Below are 18,108 nucleotides of genomic sequence, written 5' to 3' on the forward strand. Positions count from 1 at the left end.
TCCCCCTATAGCGAACGCACCGCCTCCCGCGCTCAGTCCGCCGGAGGCGGTTTGCTGTCTATGGAGACGATCGGTGCTCCGTCGCGAACCATTAGTGTGGGGGCCCGTCCGAGACACGCCCGCGCCGCCGGAGCGGGGTGCGCGTGTCCCTCGTAGTCCGTCGCAGTGTCTTCCGGGGGCGGGGGCCTTTCAGCGACTTCGCCCAGGGCCCCGGACTCCCGGGTCCGGAGGGCCCGTACCTCGATGTCCTTGCACAGCCAGTCGGCGGCCCAGGCCGCCCCCTATGCAGCCGCCACACCAGAGTTCCCGCGGCACGTCGTCACCGCCGTGATCGTCTCGCACGACGGCGGCCGCTGGCTGCCCGATGCGCTCGCCGGACTGCTCGGCCAGGAGCGCCCGGTGCAGAACGTCATCGGCGCCGACACCGGTAGCGCGGACGACTCCGCCCGGCTGCTGGCCGAGGCGATCGGCGACGACCGCGTGCTCCACCTCGCCCGCCGCTCCGGGTTCGGCACCGCCGTCGAGGAGGCCGTCCGCACCGCCCCCGCCCTCGGCCCCGACGAGCTGCCCTACCTGCGCCGCCCCAGCGGCTGGGACCCGGTCAGCCGCACCTGGCGCGACGACGCCTACGACATGCCGGAACTCCCGCACGGGGAGCCGGTCCAGTGGCTGTGGCTGCTGCACGACGACTGCGCGCCCGCCCCCGACGCCCTCGCCGAACTGCTGCGGGTCGCCGACGCCAGCCCGTCCGCCGTCATCGTCGGCCCCAAGCTGCGCAGCTGGTACGACCGCCGGCAGCTGCTCGAAGCCGGCGTCAGCATCGCCCGCAGCGGCCGCCGTTGGACCGGCCTGGACCGCCGCGAACAGGACCAGGGCCAGCACGACCAGGTCCGCCCCGTGCTGTCCGTCTCCACCGCCGGCATGCTCATCCGCCGCGACGTCTACGAGCAGTTGGGCGGCTTCGACCGCCGGCTGCCGCTGATGCGTGACGACGTCGACCTGTGCTGGCGCGCCCAGGCCGCCGGCCACCAGGTCCTGGTCGCCCCCGACGCCGTGCTGCGGCACGCCGAGGCCGCGGCCCGCGAGCGCCGGCCGATCGACTGCGTCGGCCGCAGCGTCGCCCGCCCGTCGTCCGACCGCCACCCCTCGTCGAAGCGCTTCGCGCTGCGCGGTGTCACTCCGCACCGCGTCGACAAGGCCGGTGCCGTCTACACCCTGCTCGCCAACACCCGCGGCGCGCTGGTCCCGTACACCCTGGTGCGGCTGCTGGTCGGCACGCTGCTGCGGGTCGTCGCCTACCTCGTCGGCAAGGTCCCCGGGCAGGCACTGGACGAACTCGCCGGCCTCTTCGGCACGTTGCTGCGGCCGGGGAAGATCCTCGCCGCCCGCAAACGGCGCGGGAAACCGGCGGTCGACGCCGGCGAACTGCGGTCGCTCTTCCCGCCGCCCGGCGCCACCGTCCGCGCCACCGCCGAACAGATCGCCGGCAACCTCGCCGGCCGGGCCGCCCCCGACGTCGCCTCCGCCGGCCGGCACGGCGCCGTCGAGTCCGGGCCCGGCGGGGACGACGCCGACTACCTGGAGATCGAGCAGTTCGCGCGGCTCAAGCGGATCGCCCGCCGGCCCGCGCCGATGCTCTTCCTCCTGCTGCTGGTCGTCTCGCTGACCGCCTGCCGCGAGCTGCTCGGCAGCGGCTCGCTCGTCGGCGGCGCGCTGCTGCCCGCGCCCGGCGGCCTCGGCGCCCTGTGGTCGTCGTACGTCGACGGCTGGCACCCGGTCGGCGTCGGCACCACCGCCTCCGCACCGCCCTACCTGGCCGTGCTCGCCGCGCTCTCCACGCTCTTCCTGGGCAGCACCGGCTTCACCCTGACCCTGCTGCTGGTCTGCTCGGTCCCACTGGCCGGCCTCACCGCCTACTTCGCCTCCCGCCCGCTGGTCGCCTCCCGGCTGCTGCGGGCCTGGGGCAGCATCGCCTACGCCTTCCTGCCCGCCGCCACCGGCGCGCTCGCCGGCGGCCGCCTGGGCACCGCCGTCCTGGCCGTGCTGCTGCCGCTGATGGCCCGCGCCGCGGTCGCCGCCGGCGGACTGCGGCTCTCCGCCGGCACCCGGCCCAGCTGGCGCGCCGCCTGGGCGTACGCGCTGCTGGTCACCGTCACCGCCGCGTTCACCCCGATCGTCTGGCCGATCGCGGTCCTGCTCGGCGTGGTGCTGCTGGTGCTGCGGGCCCTGGACGGGAACCGCGGGCTCCTGGTGCCCTACCTGCTGCGCTTCCTGGCCGTGGCGCTCGCCCCGTTGGTGGTGCTGGCGCCCTGGTCGCTGTCGCTGCTCTCGCACCCGGCGCAGTTCTTCCGCGAAGCGGGCCTCGACTACGGCGCCGGCTCCGCCTCCGTCCTCGACCTCGTCGGGATCAGCCCCGGCGGCCCCAAGGCCGTCGGCGGCGTGCTGCTGCTCGGCATCGTGCTGGCCGCCCTCGGCGCGACCCTGCGCGACGAGCGGCAGACCGCGATCCGCACCGCCTGGGCGGTGGCCCTGACCGGGCTGCTGTGCGCGGCGCTCGGCAACGGCTCCGGCTGGACCGGCCCGGCCGCGCTCGTCTACGGTCTGGCGCTGCTGTGCGCGGCCGCGGTCGGCGCCGAGGGCATCCGCACCCGGATGACCGCGCTCGGCTTCGGCTGGAAGCAGCCGGCCGCCGCGCTGATCGGGGTGGCCTGCCTGCTCGCCCCGCTCTACGCGGCCGCCAGCTGGATGATCACCGGTGCCGACGGCCCGTTGCAGCGGCGGGACGCCACCCAGGTCCCGGCGTTCGTCGCCGAGGAGTCCACCACCACCGACCGGGCCCGCACCCTCGTCCTGGACGGCACCCCCGGCCACGTCGACTACTCCCTCGTGCGCGGCTCCGGAGCCCGGCTCGGGGACGCCGACCTGGCCGCCGAGGCCGGCCCGGACGCCCGCCTGGACGGCGTCGTCGCCCACCTCGTCGCCGGCTCCGGCGCCGACCAGACCGACCGGCTCGGCGGCTACGCGATCCGCTACATCCTGGTCCGCAAGGGCGCCCCGCGCGAGATGGGCCGCGTCCTGGACGCCACGCCCGGCCTGACCCGGCTCAGCCAGGAGGACGGCAGCGCCCTGTGGCGGGTCGACCAGCGCGTCTCGCGGATCGCGATCGTGCCCGGCCAGACCAAGGAGGGCACCGCCGCCGGCGACGCCGTCGCCCCCGTCCCCGTACCGGCCGGACCGGTCCAGGCGCACACCGCCAAGGTGCCCGCGGGACCCGCCGGTCGCGTCCTGCGGATCGCCGACGCCGCCGACGACGGCTGGCACGCCTCCCTCAACGGCACCCCCCTCAAGCCCGTCACCGTCGACGGCTGGGCCCAGGGCTTCCAGCTGCCGTCCGACGGCGGCCGGCTCGACCTGAGCCACGACGGCTCCTTCGGCCACACCTTCTGGCTGTGGACCCAGGGCCTGCTCGCGCTGGTCCTGGTCGTGATGGCGCTGCCCGGCAGCCGCCGGGAGGTCGACGACGACCTGCCCGAGGAGGCGCCCGAGGTCGCCGTCGCCGCCGCACCGGTCGCGGGGGAGGGCCGCCGGGCCCGCCGGCTGCGCGCCCAGGCCGAGGCCGCCGGCACCGCCGCACCGGCCGCCGACATCCCGGCCGCCCGCACCGAAGAGCCGCCCCCGGCCGCCCCGCCGGTCCCGGACGCCGCCCCGTACACCGACCCGTACGCCGCGGTCCCGGCCGCCGACCCGTACGCCGCGGTCCCGCCGCAGCCCTCCTACGAGGACCGGCAGACCGCCCCGGACCCGGTCGCCGACCCGTACCAGGCCGGCCAGTACGGCGGTCAGCAGCAGCCGTACGCCCCGGCCGACCCGTACCAGGCGGGCGCCTACCAGCCCGGCGGCTACCCGGCCGACCCCTACCAGGCGGGCGCCTACGACCCGTACGGCTACGCCGGCCAGCAGCAGCCGGCCTACCCCGACGCCGGTGCGGAACAGCAGCACCCGCAGCACCCGCAGCACCCGCAGCACCCGCAGCACCCGCAGCCCTACGACGGCACGACGTACCCCGGCGCCTTCCCCGAGCCGCGCCGTGACGGGAGCGACCAGCAGTGAAGCGCACCATCCTGTCCCTGACCGCCGCGGTCGCCGCGCTGGCCGCGGTCACCGGCGTCGCCGCGGTCGCGGCCCCCGGCGAGGGCGGTACGAAGGCCCCCGCGGGCGGCTCCCGGCTGCCCGTCCAGCGGTCCACGCTGGTGTGTCCGGCGCCCAGCTCCTCGGAGGTCGCCGACACCACCTACACCGCGTTCGCGCCCTCGGGCGCCGCGGCCGGCGCGGACACCAAGAAGGGCACCGCCCAGCTCCTGCCGACCGGCACGGTCGCCGACAGCCACGGCAACCCGGCCGGCAAGGGCGGGAAGGACGCCAAGGGCAAGGGGAAGGGCGGCGCGGCGGACTCCGGTGGGGCACAGACGACCGTCCCGCCGGCCGACAGCAAGCCCGTGGTGCCCCTCCAGGCGGCCGGGAAGCCGGTCACCGCGCGCACCGACAGCGCCGACGCGCCCGCCCTGACCGGCTCCGCCGACGGCGTGCTGGCCCCCGGCTGGACCGTCCAGCAGACCACCAGCATCGCCGCCGGCGCCGGCCGCGGCCTCCAGGGCCTGAGCTGCACCGCCCCGGACACCCAGTTCTGGTTCCCCGGCGTCAGCACCGCCACCGGTCGCACCGACTACGTCCACCTCACCAACCCCGACCCGGTCCCGGCCGTCGTGGACCTCGACCTGCGCGGCAAGGACGGCTCGCTCACGGACAGCGGGGGCGGCGAGGACATCACCGTGCCGCCGCACACCACCGTCCCGGTGCTGCTCTCCACCCTCACCGGCGGCTCCGCCGACGGCGCCGCGCTGCATGTCACCGCCCGCTCCGGGCGGATCGGCGCGGCCGTCCAGGCCGCCGACGCCGACACCGGTGGCGACTGGCTGCCGCCCGCCGCCGACCCGGCCCCCGAGGCCGTCCTCCCCGGCATCCCGGCCGACGCCACCGACGTCCAGCTGGTCGCGATCGCCCCCGGCGACGCCGACGCCGACCTCAAGGTCCAACTGGCCACCCCGACCGGCCTGATCACCCCCGCCGGCCTCGACAGCCTGCACGTCAAGAGCGGGATGACGGCCACCGTCGACCTCAAGGACGTCACCAAGGGCGAGCCCGGCTCGCTGGTGCTGACCCCCAGCGACGGCGGTTCCGGCGTGCCGGTCACCGCGGCGCTGCGGGTGGTCCGCGGCAAGGGCGACAAGCGGGAGATGGCCTTCATCCCGGCGACCCGGCCGATCGAGGCGCGCGGCACCGCCGCCGACAACCGCGCCAAGGGCAGCACGCTGACCCTGGTCGCGCCCGAGAAGGGCAAGGACGCCAAGGTCAAGGTCACCGCGTCGGCCGGCAGCGACGGCGGCACCGCGGCCACCAAGACGTACACGGTCCGGGGCGGCACCACTCTCGCCGTCCAGCCGCCGCAGCCGTCGGGCCTCAAGGGCTCCTACGCGCTGACCGTCGAGCCGCAGTCCGGCAGCGGCCCGGTCCACGCCGCCCGGACGCTGGCGCTGCCGCAGGGCGGGGTGCCCGCCTTCACCATCCAGCCGCTGCCCGACGACCGCGGTTCGGTGCTCGTCCCGACCGCCGGCCAGGACCTGTCCCTGCTCACCCGCTGACGCGCCCGCCCGCCGCCCGGCCACCGCTCTTCAAGGGCGCCGCGGTGCGGCGGGCACCTCGCGTCAGGCCCGGCGCCTCCCGGCCCCGCGCTGCCGGCTCACTCCTGCCCGTAGCGCGGGTCCACCGACTCCGGCGCCAGCCCCAGCAGCTCGGCGACCTGCTCGACGACGACCTCGTGCACCAGCAGCGCCCGCTCGTCGCGGCCCTTCGTCCGGATCTCCACCGGCCTGCGGTAGATCACGATCCGGTCGCGATATCCGTCGCCGGCCGGCAGCACCCGGCCCAGCGGCACGCCCTCGTCCTCCACGAGCTGCTCCGGCCCGCCGTCCGGTCCGAACCCCGGCACCTCCAGCACCAGGAAGTCGACCTGCGCCAGCTGCGGCCAGTGCCGCTCCAGCCGGTCCCGGGAGTCGTAGACGAGATCGGCGAACGCATCGCCGCGGGTCACCGACAGCGGCACCTGGGGCGGGGCGATCGGGCCGCGCATGCCACGGCCGTGGCGGTCGCGGCGGCGGGGCCGCGGTTCCGCAGGACGGGGAGGTACGGGGCTGTCCATCAGATCGAGCGTAGCCTTCCGGCGACGAGCGGTACGGCGTTGTGCGACAACTCGCCACTTGTCGCCGGCTGACCGGACCGGACCCGGTTCGGTCCGTTTGCCGCCCCGCATCGGATCGCTCAACTCCCAGCAGACGGCGCAGAATGACAGGAATTGCGCCACTCCTGGACGGGGTTCCGCCGGGATTGCCCCGGATTTCCGCCCTCCGCGCGGCTCCCGGGACCCCGTCCCGGGCGGTGCCCGGCCGGGGGGTGCAGGTCAGACGCATCGGACGAAGCGGGACGACACGGTTGGGTGAGCCGGGGGAGAGTCGTCGCGGCCCGCTCAAGAGTGCGGTACCGTCCAACGTCGTGAGCCCTGTACGTCGCTGTTCGCGCACTGCGTGCGGCCGCCCCGCCGTCGCAACGCTGACGTACGTCTATGCGGATTCGACCGCCGTGCTCGGACCGCTCGCCACCTACGCCGAGCCGCACTGCTACGACCTGTGCGCCGAGCACTCCGAGCGGCTGACCGCCCCCCGTGGCTGGGAGGTCGTCCGCCTCGCCATCGACCCCGGACCGGCCCGCCCCAGTGGCGACGACCTCGAAGCGCTGGCCAACGCCGTCCGCGAGGCCGCCCGTCCCCAGGAGCGCGCCGTCGGCGGCGCCGAGACCCCCGCCCCCACCGGCCGCGACGGCCACCCCATGGAGGTCGCCCGCCGCGGCCACCTGAGGATCCTGCGTTCGCCCGACTCCTGATCACCGGCCCGCCCACCTCTGTGCACGGCTCGTTCATGACCTCCGTGCAGAACGTACGGGTAGGTTTGTGACTCCCCGTAGGCGACCTGAGGAGGCTGGCGTGACTGACCTGTCACAGATCGTGAAGGCGTACGACGTGCGCGGTGTGGTCCCCGACCAGTGGGACGAGGCCCTGGCCGAGCGCTTCGGCGCGGCCTTCGTCGAGGTCACCGACGCCGACGCGATCGTCATCGGGCATGACATGCGGCCCTCCTCGCCGGGCCTGTCCCGCGCCTTCGCCCGCGGCGCGGCCGCCCGCGGCGCGGACGTCACCGAGATCGGCCTGTGCTCCACCGACGAGCTCTACTACGCCAGCGGCGCCCTCGGCCTGCCCGGCGCGATGTTCACCGCCTCGCACAACCCGGCCCAGTACAACGGCATCAAGATGTGCCGGGCCGGCGCCGCCCCCGTGGGCCAGGACACCGGCCTCGCCGAGATCCGCGCCCTGGTCGAGCGCTGGGCCGACGAGGGCGCCCCCGAGCCGGCCGCCCGGCCCGGCACCGTCGGCCGGCGCGACGTCCTCGCCGACTACGCCGCCCACCTGCGCTCCCTGGTGGACCTCACCGCCGTCCGCCCCCTGAAGGTCGTGGTGGACGCCGGCAACGGCATGGGCGGCCACACCGTCCCCACCGTCTTCGAGGGCCTGCCTCTCGACCTCGACGCCCTCTACTTCGAGCTGGACGGCTCCTTCCCGAACCACGAGGCCAACCCGCTCGACCCGAAGAACATCGTCGACCTCCAGCAGCGGGTCCGCGAGGTCGGCGCCGACCTCGGCCTGGCCTTCGACGGCGACGCCGACCGCTGCTTCGTCGTCGACGAGAACGGCGACCCGGTCTCCCCGTCCGCGATCACCGCCCTGGTCGCCGCCCGCGAACTGGCCAAGCACCCCGGCGGCACCGTCATCCACAACTGCATCACCTCCTGGTCCGTCCCGGAGGTCGTCAAGGAGCACGGCGGCGCCCCCGTCCGCACCCGCGTCGGCCACTCCTTCATCAAGGCCGAGATGGCCCGCACCGGCGCCATCTTCGGCGGCGAGCACTCCGCGCACTACTACTTCCGCAACTTCTGGAACGCCGACACCGGCATGCTCGCCGCCCTCCACGTCCTGGCCGCCCTCGGCGAACAGGCCGGCCCGCTGTCGCAGCTCGTCGCCCAGTACGACCGCTACGCCGCCTCCGGCGAGATCAACAGCACCGTCGACGACCAGGCCGGCCGCCTCGCCGCCCTCAAGGCCGCCTACGAAGGCCGCGACGGCATCGCCCTCGACGAGCTCGACGGCCTCACCGTCACCGCCGCCGACTGGTGGTTCAACGTCCGCCCCTCCAACACCGAGCCGCTGCTCCGCCTCAACGCCGAGGCCCGCGACCGGGCCACCGTCGAGCGGATCCGCGACGAGGCACTGGCGATCATCCGCGGCTGACCCGCCGCCGACCGGCAGCGGAGGGCCGGCCGCACCCGGCCCTCCCACCTGCCCAAACCCCCTCCGGGCAAGCCCCGCCCCCCGCACCGGCGGTACGCTGGCCACGCCGCAACCACGCCGAAGGAGCCCCGATGCCGGTCGAAGCCAGTCTGATCCAGATCCTCGCCTGCCCGGCCTGCCACGCCCCGCTGGAGGAGCGCACCCCGGCCGCCCACGGAGACCCTTCGGGTCCGGGATCTGACGCCGAGCTGGTCTGCACCTCCGCCGACTGCGGCCTGGCCTACCCGATCCGCGACGACATCCCGGTGCTCCTCGTCGACGAGGCCCGCCGTCCCGCCTGATCCGGCACCACCCCGCCCACCGGCGATCGGAGGCCGCGCCACCATGCTCGACGAGTCACTCCTCGACACTCCCGAGGCGCTGGCCGGCGCCGACCGCTTCGGCCTGCTGCGCGGCGTCGCCGAGTCCGGTGCCCGGGTCCGCACCGCCGCCCGCAGCGCCGCCGAGTCCGGCATCCCCGAGCTGACCCCCGACGGACGCCCGCGCGCCGTCCTGGTCGCCGGCCCCGGACCGGCCGCCGCCGGCGTCGCCGACCTGCTGCACGCCCTCAGCGGCGGCACCAGCCCGGTCAGCCTCATCCAGCCCACCGGCGTCGCCCCCGTCCCCGGCGCGCTGCGCTGGACCCTCCCCGGCTGGGCCGGCCCGCTCGACCTCCTCCTCGTCGCCGGCCCCGACGCCGCCGACCCCGGCCTCGCCGAACTCGTCGAGCAGTCCTACCGCCGCGGCTGCGCGGTCGTCGCCGTCACCCCCGCCGGCGGTCCGCTCGCCGATGCCGTCGTCCAGGCCCGCGGTCTGGCCGTCCCGCTGGCCACCACCGCCTACGACGCCGAGTTCGACGTCGAGGGCGCCCCGCCCGCCGCCCCCGGCACCCTCTGGTCCGTCCTCATCCCGCTGCTGGTGCTCGCCGACCGGATCGGCCTGATCAGCGCCCCCGCGGACGCCGTCGGCAAGCTCGCCGACCGCCTCGACGAGGTCGCCGAACGCTGCGGCCCGGCCATCCCCACCTACACCAACCCCGGCAAGACCCTCGCCGCCGACCTCGCCGACGCGCTCCCGCTGATCTGGACCGAGGGACCGCTCGCCGGCGCCGTCGGCCGCCACTTCGCCACCGAGCTCGCCGGCCTCGCCGGCCGCCCCGCCCTCGCCGCCGAGCTCCCCGAGGCGCTGACCACCCATCGCACCCTGCTCGCCGGCGCGCTGGCCGCCGGCGCCGACCCGGACGACTTCTTCCGCGACCGCGTCGAACAGCCCGCCGCCCTGCACGCGCGGATCGTCCTGCTCCGCGAGGACGAACCGGGTGCGCTCTCCGCCACCCGCGCCGCCCAGCAGCTCGCCGACGAGCGCGACACCCCCCTGAGCGCGCTGGAGCCGACCGCCGGCAGCGACCTGGAGCGCGCCGCCGAGCTGCTCGCCATCGCCGATTTCGGCGCCGTTTACCTGGCGCTTGCCGGCACCGAGTGATCATGGCTCCGGGGAGCCCGCCAGCCCGCGCCCCACCGGACCGCCCACGCCACCTCAGGAAGCAGTCGCCCCATGGACCGCCTCGTCAACACCGTGCGCCCCTACGCCTGGGGCTCCACCACCGCCCTCCCCGACCTCCTCGGCGTCCCGCCCACCGGCGAACCGCAGGCGGAGATGTGGCTCGGCGCCCACCCCGGCGCCCCCTCCCGCATCGACCGCGGCCACGGCCCGGTCTCCCTCGCCGACGTGATCGCCGCCGACCCCGAGGCCGCACTGGGCGCCGACGCCGTCCGTGCCTTCGGCCCGCGGCTGCCGTTCCTGTTCAAGGTCCTCGCCGCCGGCGCCCCGCTCTCCCTCCAGGTCCACCCCGACCGCGCCCGGGCCGAAGCGGGCTTCGCGGACGAGGAGGCCCGCGGCGTCCCCCTCGACGCCCCGCACCGCAACTACAAGGACCCCCACCACAAGCCCGAGCTGATCTGTGCCCTCACCTCCTTCGAGGGCCTGTGCGGCTTCCGCCACCCCGCCGAGGCCGCCGACCTCCTGGAGGGCCTGGACGTCGCCGACCTCAAGCCGTACGCCGACATATTGCGCGCCAGCCCCGAGGAGTCCGCGCTGCGCGAGGTGCTCACCGCCGTCCTCGGCGCCGAGCCCCACGCCCTCGCCGAGACCGTCGAACGCACCGCCATCGCCGCCGGCCACCTCGCCCCCAAGGGCGGCCCGCACGCCGAGGCGTACGCCGCCTGCGCCACCGTCGCCCACCACTTCCCGGGCGACCCCGGCGTCCTCGCCGCCCTGCTCCTCAACCACGTCCGACTCCAGCCCGGCGAGGCCCTCTTCCTCGGCGCCGGCATCCCGCACGCCTATCTCAGCGGCCTCGGCGTCGAGTTGATGGCCAACTCCGACAACGTGCTCCGCTGCGGCCTCACCCCCAAGCACGTCGACGTCCCCGAACTCCTGCGCGTGGTCCGCTTCGAGCCCCGCGACGCCGGCGTGCTGCGCCCCGAGGACGTCGACGGCGAGGAGGTCTACGACACCCCCATCGACGAGTTCCGCCTCTCCCGCTTCGTACTGGCCCCTGGCGCCGTGCCGCGTCCGCTGCCCGCCCGCACCCCGCAGATCCTGCTCTGCACCACCGGCGCCGTGCACCTGACCAGCGACACCGGCACCGCCCGGGAGCTGACCCTGACCCCCGGCGGCTCCGTCTTCGCCCCCGCCGGCGAACACCTCACCGCCTCCGGGGACGGCACCCTCTTCCGCGCCACCGTCGTGGCCTAGTGCCGCGACGGGGCGAACGTCGCCTGTTGCGGCACTAGGCCCGGTCGGCACACTCCCGTCGGCCGCCCGTCAGACGGGAGTGTGCCGACCGGGGGCCCAGGGCCTGGCCGGACAGTCCACAGAGCGGCCCCGGGACCGCCGTCGGGAACGGCCTCCCGGCTACGCCCACGAGCCCGGCTGCAACAATGACCGCCGCAACCGCACTAAAGAGGCGGTAAAGCCCGGCTACGGAAGGACATGCCGCACCCATGAGCGCATCCGGCGGTACCAAGGCGATCGTTGCGGCGCTCGGCGCCAACCTGGCGATCGCCGCAGCCAAGTTCGTCGCCTTCGCCTTCAGTGGCTCGTCCTCGATGCTGGCCGAAGGCGTGCACTCGCTCGCGGACTCCGGCAACCAGGGCCTGCTGCTGCTCGGCGGCAAGAAGGCCAAACGCGCCGCCAGCGCCGAGCACCCCTTCGGCTACGGCCGCGAGCGCTACATCTACGGCTTCCTGGTCTCCATCGTCCTGTTCACCATCGGCGGCGTCTTCGCGCTCTACGAGGGCTGGGAGAAGATCCAGCACCCGCACCCCCTGGAGAACTGGTACTGGCCGGTCGGCGTCCTGCTCTTCGCCGTCATCGCCGAGGGCTTCTCCTTCCGCACCGCGATAAAGGAGTCCAACGCACTGCGCGGCCGGCAGACCTGGATCCAGTTCATCCGCCGCGCCAAGGCCCCCGAACTCCCCGTCGTGCTGCTGGAGGACTTCGGCGCCCTGATCGGTCTGGTCCTCGCACTGGGCGGCGTCGCCCTCACCGTCGCCACCGGCAGCGGCATCTGGGACGGCATCGGCACCATGGCCATCGGCGCCCTGCTGGTGCTGATCGCCCTCGTCCTCGCCGCCGAGACCAAGTCCCTGCTGCTCGGCGAAGCGGCCGGCCCCGACCAGGTCGCCAAGATCCGCGCCGCGCTCGTCGACGGTGACGTCGTCACCCGCGTCATCCACATGCGCACCCTCCACCTCGGCCCCGAGGAACTCCTCGTCGCCGCCAAGATCGCCGTCCAGCACGACGACACCGCCGCCGAGGTCGCCCGCGCCATAGACGCCGCCGAGGCCCGCATCCGCGAAGCCGTCCCGATCGCCCGCGTCATCTACCTCGAACCCGACATCTACGACGAGCGGGCCGCCGCGGCCCACCAGCCCGGCGACAGCTGACCGGCACCCCGCCACGGGCCCCGCCATCCCATGGGAGGCGGGGCCCGCGCGCGTCTCCCAGGGCGGCCGCCCGCGCCGCTCAGAACAAGCCAACGAACCGGCCAACGAGGGCGTCCGCCCATGCGGTCTGGGGCCACGGACCCGAGCGGTGTAAATTCGACCCCAGTGCCAGACGTCGCTGCTGATGGCGGTCGGGCGGCCCGCACCGCGGACCGGCCGAGGGAGAGAGGGCCTCCGACGGATTGCGCTGCGGTAAGGGGAGAGGTGCGCCGGCCTCCACGTAGGCTCGGCTGCGCCCAGTTCGTGCTGGGGACCCCGACCCGCGCCGCAGACTGCCCGAATTGCCCGACCGACCTCGACTTCGAGGAGCAGCCCGTATGACGACAGCAGCCACCGGCCAGGACTTCAAGGTCGCCGACCTCTCCCTCGCCACCTTCGGCCGCAAGGAGATCACCCTCGCCGAGCACGAGATGCCCGGCCTGATGGCGATCCGCAAGGAGTACGCCGACCAGCAGCCCCTCAAGGGCGCCCGGATCACCGGCTCGCTGCACATGACCGTGCAGACCGCCGTGCTGATCGAGACCCTGGTCGCCCTGGGCGCACAGGTCCGCTGGGCCTCCTGCAACATCTTCTCCACCCAGGACCACGCCGCCGCGGCCATCGCCGTCGGCCCCCACGGCACCTCCGAGAACCCCCAGGGCATCCCGGTCTTCGCCTGGAAGGGCGAGACCCTCGAGGAGTACTGGTGGTGCACTGAGCAGGCGCTGACCTGGGCGGACGCCCCCACCGGCGGCCCGAACATGATCCTCGACGACGGTGGCGACGCCACCCTCCTCGTCCACAAGGGCGTCGAGTACGAGAAGGCCGGCAAGGCCCCGGCCGTCGAGACCGCCGAGAGCGAAGAGCACGCCGCCATCCTGGAGCTGCTCAACCGCACCCTCGCCGAGAGCCCGCAGAAGTGGACCCGGCTCGCCTCCGAGATCCGCGGCGTGACGGAGGAGACCACCACCGGTGTCCACCGCCTCTACGAGATGCAGCGCGACGGCGACCTGCTCTTCCCGGCGATCAACGTCAACGACGCGGTGACCAAGTCGAAGTTCGACAACAAGTACGGCTGCCGCCACTCCCTCGTCGACGGCATCAACCGCGCCACCGACGTCCTGATCGGCGGCAAGGTCGCGGTCGTCTGCGGCTACGGCGACGTCGGCAAGGGCTGCGCGGAATCCCTGCGCGGCCAGGGCGCCCGCGTCATCGTCACCGAGATCGACCCGATCTGCGCGCTGCAGGCCGCGATGGACGGCTACCAGGTCGCCACCCTCGACGACGTCGTGGAGATCGCCGACCTCTTCGTCACCACGACCGGCAACAAGGACATCATCATGGCCTCGGACATGGCCAAGATGAAGCACCAGGCCATCGTGGGCAACATCGGCCACTTCGACAACGAGATCGACATGGCCGGCCTGGCCAAGATCCCCGGCGTCGTCAAGGACGAGGTCAAGCCGCAGGTCCACACCTGGACCTTCCCCGAGGGCAAGACGATCATCGTCCTCTCCGAGGGCCGCCTGCTGAACCTCGGCAACGCCACCGGCCACCCCTCGTTCGTGATGTCCAACTCCTTCGCGGACCAGACGCTGGCCCAGATCGAGCTGTTCACCAAGCCCGAGGAGTACCCGACCGACGTCTACGTCCTGCCCAAGCACCTGGACGAGAAGGTCGCCCGCCTCCACCTGGACGCGCTGGGCGTCAAGCTCACCACCCTGCGCCAGGAGCAGGCCGACTACATCGGCGTGAAGGTCGAGGGCCCCTACAAGCCCGACCACTACCGCTACTGAGCCGCCTCCGGTCCGCCCGCGGACCGGCATCCGGCACCCCCAGCAGCCGCTGGCACCAGGCCCTCGCCCTCCCGGCGGGGGCCTGGCCCGCAGAACCCCCGGAAACCCCCGCGCCCCCGGCGCACCGCCCCGCACCCTGCCCGTCCCAAGGACTGCACTCCCATGCCCCGCGGCCACTACTCCCTGCACGACCCGCACGACCACACCCCCCTCGGCGAGGAACACTTCCACTGCGCCACCGGCCCCTCCGGCTGGCGCTACGTCTCGCAGATCCTCAACACCGCCGGCGAGCACACCGGCTCCGTCGACCTCACCCTCGACGAACTCGGCCGTCCCCTCCGCCTGGAACTCCATGCCGCGGCCTGGCAGGTCCGCGGCGCCGCCCTCGACGGCGTCACCTGGGTACGCACCGACCCCACCGGCACCCACGCCACCGAGGGCAACGTCCCTGCCCACGCCTTCACCGGCGCGTCCCCGGCGTTCCTCGTCGCCACCGCCCGTCTGCTGCGCCCCGCCGTCGGCGCCGGCGCCACCCGCGTCCGCCTCGTCGCCTTCACACCCCCCGTCCTCGCCCCCCGCACCCTCGACCAGTCCTGGGCGCTGCTCTCCAGCACACCACACGCCACTGACATCGCCCCGCTGATCGCCGACGCGTACCAGGTCACCGACCTCGAAACCGGCGAACAGCACGCCGTCCACCTCGCCGGCGACGTCGTCCTCGCCGCCCCCGGCATCGAACTCGAATCCCTCGAATCGCCGCCCTCGACGTTCACCTGACACGAGCCCTCCGCCGCCGCGCGGCCCGTACGGCGCGCCGACGCGACGCCGAAGAAACGCCGTCCGGGGAACGAAAACGCCCTGCGGCACCGGCAGTTGGACACATCGGCCCCACCGCCCGGCCGGCTCCTGCCTTCCTCACGCGGGCGGCGCGAACCCCCTCCCATACCGCACCCTCACCGGAACGGTGACGGCCCGGCAGCTGGACACCTCGCCCCCACCACCGGCCGGCCCGCCCCCCTCACGCCGGCGGCGCGAACCCCGTCCCACCACCGCCGGACGCCCGCTGACCCGGCCCGTCACCCGACGCCCCCGCAGCCGCACCCGCGGGCCAAGCCGCCCCACCACCACCGGACGCGCCACCGGCCACCGCAGGCCCCGTCGCCACCGCACCTCCGGGCGCCACCCACGCCCCACCGGCTGCAACCGCACCCTCCTCACCCGCGGACCGCGCGCCCATCGGAACGCCACCCACCGGCACCCCGCCCCCAGGGACCTCATCCCCGGAGACCCCACCCCCAAGCACCCCTCCCGAAGCCAACGCCGATGCCACCCCCGGGACCGCTGCCCCCGGGACCGCCCCCGCCACGCCGCGCTCCCCGAACGCCCGCCGGGACTCCCGCCCCTGCCGCTCGCGCACCACCGCGTCCAGATACACCACCGGATCCACTCCCGCCGGCACCTCCGCCCCCGTAAAGCCCCGCAGATCCCCGGCGAGCCGCCAGGCCACCGCCGCACCCGCCTGCGGATCCAACTCGCCCAGCCGCCCCAGGTACTGCCGCACGGCCAGCCACCACCCGTCCGGCACCCGCGACAGATCGAGCGCCCCGACCTCCCCGGCCAACCACGGCGGCGGCGCCGGCAGCACCACACCCCCGCCCTCCGTCTCGGGCACCCGCTCCCGTATCACCAGCGTCCCGGCGAACACGTCCCCCAGCCGCCGCCCCCGCGCCGACACCAGTGACGCCACCGACGCCAGCACCCCCATCGTCATCACGATCTCGACGGCCCCCAGGGCGCCCCGCACCAACGCATGCCGGAACCGGATCGGCCCGCCGTCCTCCCGGACCACTCGCAGCCCGCAGATCAGCTTCCCCAACGACCGCCCGTGGCTGAGCGTCTCGACCGCGATCGGAATCCCCACCTGCACCAGCACGAACGTCGCCACCTGGATGGCCGCCAGCACTGCACCGTCCATCGAGGACGCCGCACTCAGCATTACCAGCGTCACCGCGATGTACGTCCCCCAGGCCACCGCGAGATCGACCACCACCGCCAGCCCCCGGCTCGCCAGCCTGGCCGGCCGCAGCCCGAGCACCACCGCTTCACCGGTCACCAGCTGACTCACGCGCCCACTCCCTCTCGTCCCCTGCTCCCGGGCCACCACCCCGCGGCCCACCCGTCCCACGGCGGTCCCGCCCCCAAGGCCAGGGCCCCGCGCCCGGCCAGTCTGCCAAGCTGGCCCGGCACCCACCCACCGCGCTGCGAGGAGCGACCCGGTATGGACCTCGATGTCTTCGTCACGGCCCACGGCGCCGAATGGGACCGCCTGGAAGCACTGCTACGACGCAAGCGCCGCCTGACCGGCACCGAGGCCGACGAACTCGTCACCCTCTACCAACGCACCACCAGCCATCTCTCCCTCCTCCTCTCCAGCGCCCCCGACCCCGCCCTGACCGGCCGCCTCACCTCCCTCGTGGCCCGCGCCCGCAGCAAGGTCACCGGAGCCCGCAAGGCGTCCTGGCGCGACGCCGCCCGCTTCTTCACCACCTCGTTCCCGGCGGCCGTCTACCGCCTGCGCCACTGGTGGATCCCCACGGCGGTGCTCTCCCTCACCGCCGCCGCCCTCCTGGCCTGGTGGATAGCGACCCACCCGGAGATCCAGTCCACCCTCGGCGCCCCCCGGGAACTACGCGAGATGACCCGCCCCGGCGGCCAGTACGAGAGCTACTACTCCAATCACCCCGCCGCGGCCTTCGCCGCCCAGGTATGGACGAACAACGCCCAGGCCGTGGCCTTCTGCCTGGTCCTCGGCGCCTTCCTCGGCCTCCCCGTCCTCTGGGTCCTCTTCGAGAACATGCTCAACCTCGGCGCCGGCCTGGGCCTGATGTCGTCGGCCGGCCGCCTCGACACCTTCCTCGGCCTGCTCCTCCCGCACGGCCTCCTCGAACTGACCGCCGTCTTCGTCGCCGCCGGCATCGGCCTCCGCCTCGGCTGGACCGTCATCGACCCGGGGCCCCGCACCCGCCGCACGGCCCTGTCCGAGGAGGGCCGCACCGCCCTGGGCGTCGCCATCGGCCTGGCCGCCGTCCTCTTCGTCTCCGGCGTCCTCGAAGGCTTCGTCACCCCCTCCGGCCTCGCCACCTGGGCCCGCATCAGCATCGGCATCCTCGCCGAGCTGGCGTTCCTCACCTACGTCTACGTCCTGGGCGGCCGCGCCGTACGCGCCGGCGAGACCGGCGACGTCACCTCCACCGACCGCGAAGCCCTCCTCCCCACCGCCACCTGATGTACGCACACCCCCTCTGACCTGCAAATCTCACCTTTGCCCCTGCACCCCGTTGACACCGGTAGCGGCGGGAGGTAGATTCAAACGGTTGCAACGAACTGGACATGTTCGACCGCGACGGTTAGTCTCATCTCCGCTCCGGCCGCATCTTCACAACGGCAGAGCGTCCCGATCTCACACCAGAAGTTCCGCCCGGTCATTCGGGTCGATCATCTTCTGATAAAGTCGGGAAAGTCGAAAGACAAGCCCCTCCGACGGGTAATTCAGAGCGAAATTCGCACCAGCTGCTGAGCGGCCGGAAACGAAAGAAGATCTGATAAAGTCGGAAAGGCCGGAAAGCGAAAGCGAAGCGGCCGAACCCCACTCCAACAGGGGGCCGGAGACGGAAACGGATCTGGTACGGTTGGAACCGCGAGAAAGCTGAAAGGCTGGATCGCACCGGCGAAAATCGGGGCCGAAAGGGTCTGATAGAGTCGGAGACGCAAGACCGAAGGGAAGCGCCCGGAGGAAGCCCGAGAGGGTGGCCGAAGGAAGCGTCCGTTCCTT

14 protein-coding genes are annotated in these 18,108 nt (G+C 74.2%); 11 read left to right on the forward strand and 3 right to left on the reverse strand.

The features are described 5' to 3' along the window. Window positions 1–243: 243 nt before the first annotated feature. Together ACIQE0_RS34980 and ACIQE0_RS34985 are read left to right on the forward strand one after the other, a co-directional pair. Complete coding sequence (locus ACIQE0_RS34980; protein WP_402339507.1) at window positions 244–4,110, forward strand: glycosyltransferase family 2 protein; 3,867 nt, start codon at window positions 244–246, stop codon at window positions 4,108–4,110. After that, the gene (locus ACIQE0_RS34985) at window positions 4,107–5,699 is read left to right on the forward strand and encodes a DUF5719 family protein (RefSeq protein ID WP_402339510.1); all 1,593 of its coding nucleotides are present in this window, start codon (window positions 4,107–4,109) and stop codon (window positions 5,697–5,699) included. The genes ACIQE0_RS34980 and ACIQE0_RS34985 overlap by 4 nt, the downstream gene beginning before the upstream one ends. 98 nt (window positions 5,700–5,797) lie before the next feature. Here the strand turns inward: ACIQE0_RS34985 and ACIQE0_RS34990 are convergent, their stop codons facing one another. Next, window positions 5,798–6,187, reverse strand: a complete 390-nt coding sequence (locus ACIQE0_RS34990; protein WP_366338661.1) for a metallopeptidase family protein — start codon at window positions 6,185–6,187, stop codon at window positions 5,798–5,800. 359 nt (window positions 6,188–6,546) lie between these two features. Here ACIQE0_RS34990 and ACIQE0_RS34995 point away from each other — a divergent pair, with 359 nt between their 5' ends. From ACIQE0_RS34995 to ACIQE0_RS35030, 8 genes are all read left to right on the forward strand, one after another. Continuing rightward, window positions 6,547–6,993 carry a DUF3499 domain-containing protein gene (locus ACIQE0_RS34995; protein WP_402339513.1) on the forward strand — a complete coding sequence of 149 codons (447 nt, stop codon included), beginning with the start codon at window positions 6,547–6,549 and terminating at the stop codon, window positions 6,991–6,993. A gap of 100 nt (window positions 6,994–7,093) precedes the next feature. Continuing rightward, a complete protein-coding gene (locus tag ACIQE0_RS35000) occupies window positions 7,094–8,452 on the forward strand; it encodes a phosphomannomutase/phosphoglucomutase (RefSeq protein ID WP_402339515.1) in 1,359 nt (452 codons plus the stop codon). Window positions 8,453–8,583: 131 nt separating this feature from the next. After that, the gene (locus ACIQE0_RS35005; RefSeq protein WP_366338655.1) at window positions 8,584–8,793 is read left to right on the forward strand and encodes a Trm112 family protein; all 210 of its coding nucleotides are present in this window, start codon (window positions 8,584–8,586) and stop codon (window positions 8,791–8,793) included. Between the two features lie 43 nt (window positions 8,794–8,836). Then, complete coding sequence (locus ACIQE0_RS35010) at window positions 8,837–9,973, forward strand: SIS domain-containing protein (protein ID WP_366338653.1); 1,137 nt, start codon at window positions 8,837–8,839, stop codon at window positions 9,971–9,973. Between the two features lie 72 nt (window positions 9,974–10,045). Continuing rightward, entirely contained in the window at window positions 10,046–11,248 is a 1,203-nt protein-coding gene (gene manA, locus ACIQE0_RS35015) for a mannose-6-phosphate isomerase, class I (RefSeq protein WP_402339520.1), read from the forward strand. 248 nt (window positions 11,249–11,496) lie between these two features. After that, the gene (locus tag ACIQE0_RS35020; RefSeq protein ID WP_366338650.1) at window positions 11,497–12,441 is read left to right on the forward strand and encodes a cation diffusion facilitator family transporter; all 945 of its coding nucleotides are present in this window, start codon (window positions 11,497–11,499) and stop codon (window positions 12,439–12,441) included. Between the two features lie 377 nt (window positions 12,442–12,818). After that, window positions 12,819–14,276, forward strand: a complete 1,458-nt coding sequence (ahcY, locus tag ACIQE0_RS35025; RefSeq protein ID WP_402339523.1) for an adenosylhomocysteinase — start codon at window positions 12,819–12,821, stop codon at window positions 14,274–14,276. A 162-nt stretch (window positions 14,277–14,438) separates the two neighbouring features. After that, window positions 14,439–15,053, forward strand: a complete 615-nt coding sequence (locus ACIQE0_RS35030; protein WP_366338646.1) for a hypothetical protein — start codon at window positions 14,439–14,441, stop codon at window positions 15,051–15,053. A 241-nt stretch (window positions 15,054–15,294) separates the two neighbouring features. Here ACIQE0_RS35030 and ACIQE0_RS35035 read toward each other — a convergent pair whose 3' ends face one another. Beyond that, window positions 15,295–16,401 carry an RDD family protein gene (locus ACIQE0_RS35035; protein WP_402339525.1) on the reverse strand — a complete coding sequence of 369 codons (1,107 nt, stop codon included), beginning with the start codon at window positions 16,399–16,401 and terminating at the stop codon, window positions 15,295–15,297. A gap of 153 nt (window positions 16,402–16,554) precedes the next feature. On the opposite strand from ACIQE0_RS35035, the gene ACIQE0_RS35040 reads away from it, so the two are divergent. Beyond that, window positions 16,555–17,562, forward strand: a complete 1,008-nt coding sequence (locus ACIQE0_RS35040) for a stage II sporulation protein M (protein WP_366338642.1) — start codon at window positions 16,555–16,557, stop codon at window positions 17,560–17,562. A 174-nt stretch (window positions 17,563–17,736) separates the two neighbouring features. Here the strand turns inward: ACIQE0_RS35040 and ACIQE0_RS35045 are convergent. Continuing rightward, on the reverse strand, window positions 17,737–18,108 hold a 372-nt coding region (locus ACIQE0_RS35045), incomplete at its 5' end, for a hypothetical protein (RefSeq protein WP_402339528.1).

Origin of the sequence: Streptomyces sp. NPDC093097 (assembly GCF_044754325.1) — a bacterium.
In the GTDB taxonomy this organism is placed as follows: Bacteria; Actinomycetota; Actinomycetes; order Streptomycetales; family Streptomycetaceae; genus Streptomyces.

Coding starts and splice junctions, on each gene's coding strand:
- ACIQE0_RS34980 (WP_402339507.1), top strand. CDS start 244: ATGTCCTTGCACAGCCAGTCGGCGGCCCAGGCCGCCCCCTATGCAGCC.
- ACIQE0_RS34990 (WP_366338661.1), bottom strand. CDS start 6,187: ATGCGCGGCCCGATCGCCCCGCCCCAGGTGCCGCTGTCGGTGACCCGC.
- ACIQE0_RS35005 (WP_366338655.1), top strand. CDS start 8,584: ATGCCGGTCGAAGCCAGTCTGATCCAGATCCTCGCCTGCCCGGCCTGC.
- ACIQE0_RS35010 (WP_366338653.1), top strand. CDS start 8,837: ATGCTCGACGAGTCACTCCTCGACACTCCCGAGGCGCTGGCCGGCGCC.
- manA (WP_402339520.1), top strand. CDS start 10,046: ATGGACCGCCTCGTCAACACCGTGCGCCCCTACGCCTGGGGCTCCACC.
- ACIQE0_RS35020 (WP_366338650.1), top strand. CDS start 11,497: ATGAGCGCATCCGGCGGTACCAAGGCGATCGTTGCGGCGCTCGGCGCC.
- ahcY (WP_402339523.1), top strand. CDS start 12,819: ATGACGACAGCAGCCACCGGCCAGGACTTCAAGGTCGCCGACCTCTCC.
- ACIQE0_RS35030 (WP_366338646.1), top strand. CDS start 14,439: ATGCCCCGCGGCCACTACTCCCTGCACGACCCGCACGACCACACCCCC.
- ACIQE0_RS35040 (WP_366338642.1), top strand. CDS start 16,555: ATGGACCTCGATGTCTTCGTCACGGCCCACGGCGCCGAATGGGACCGC.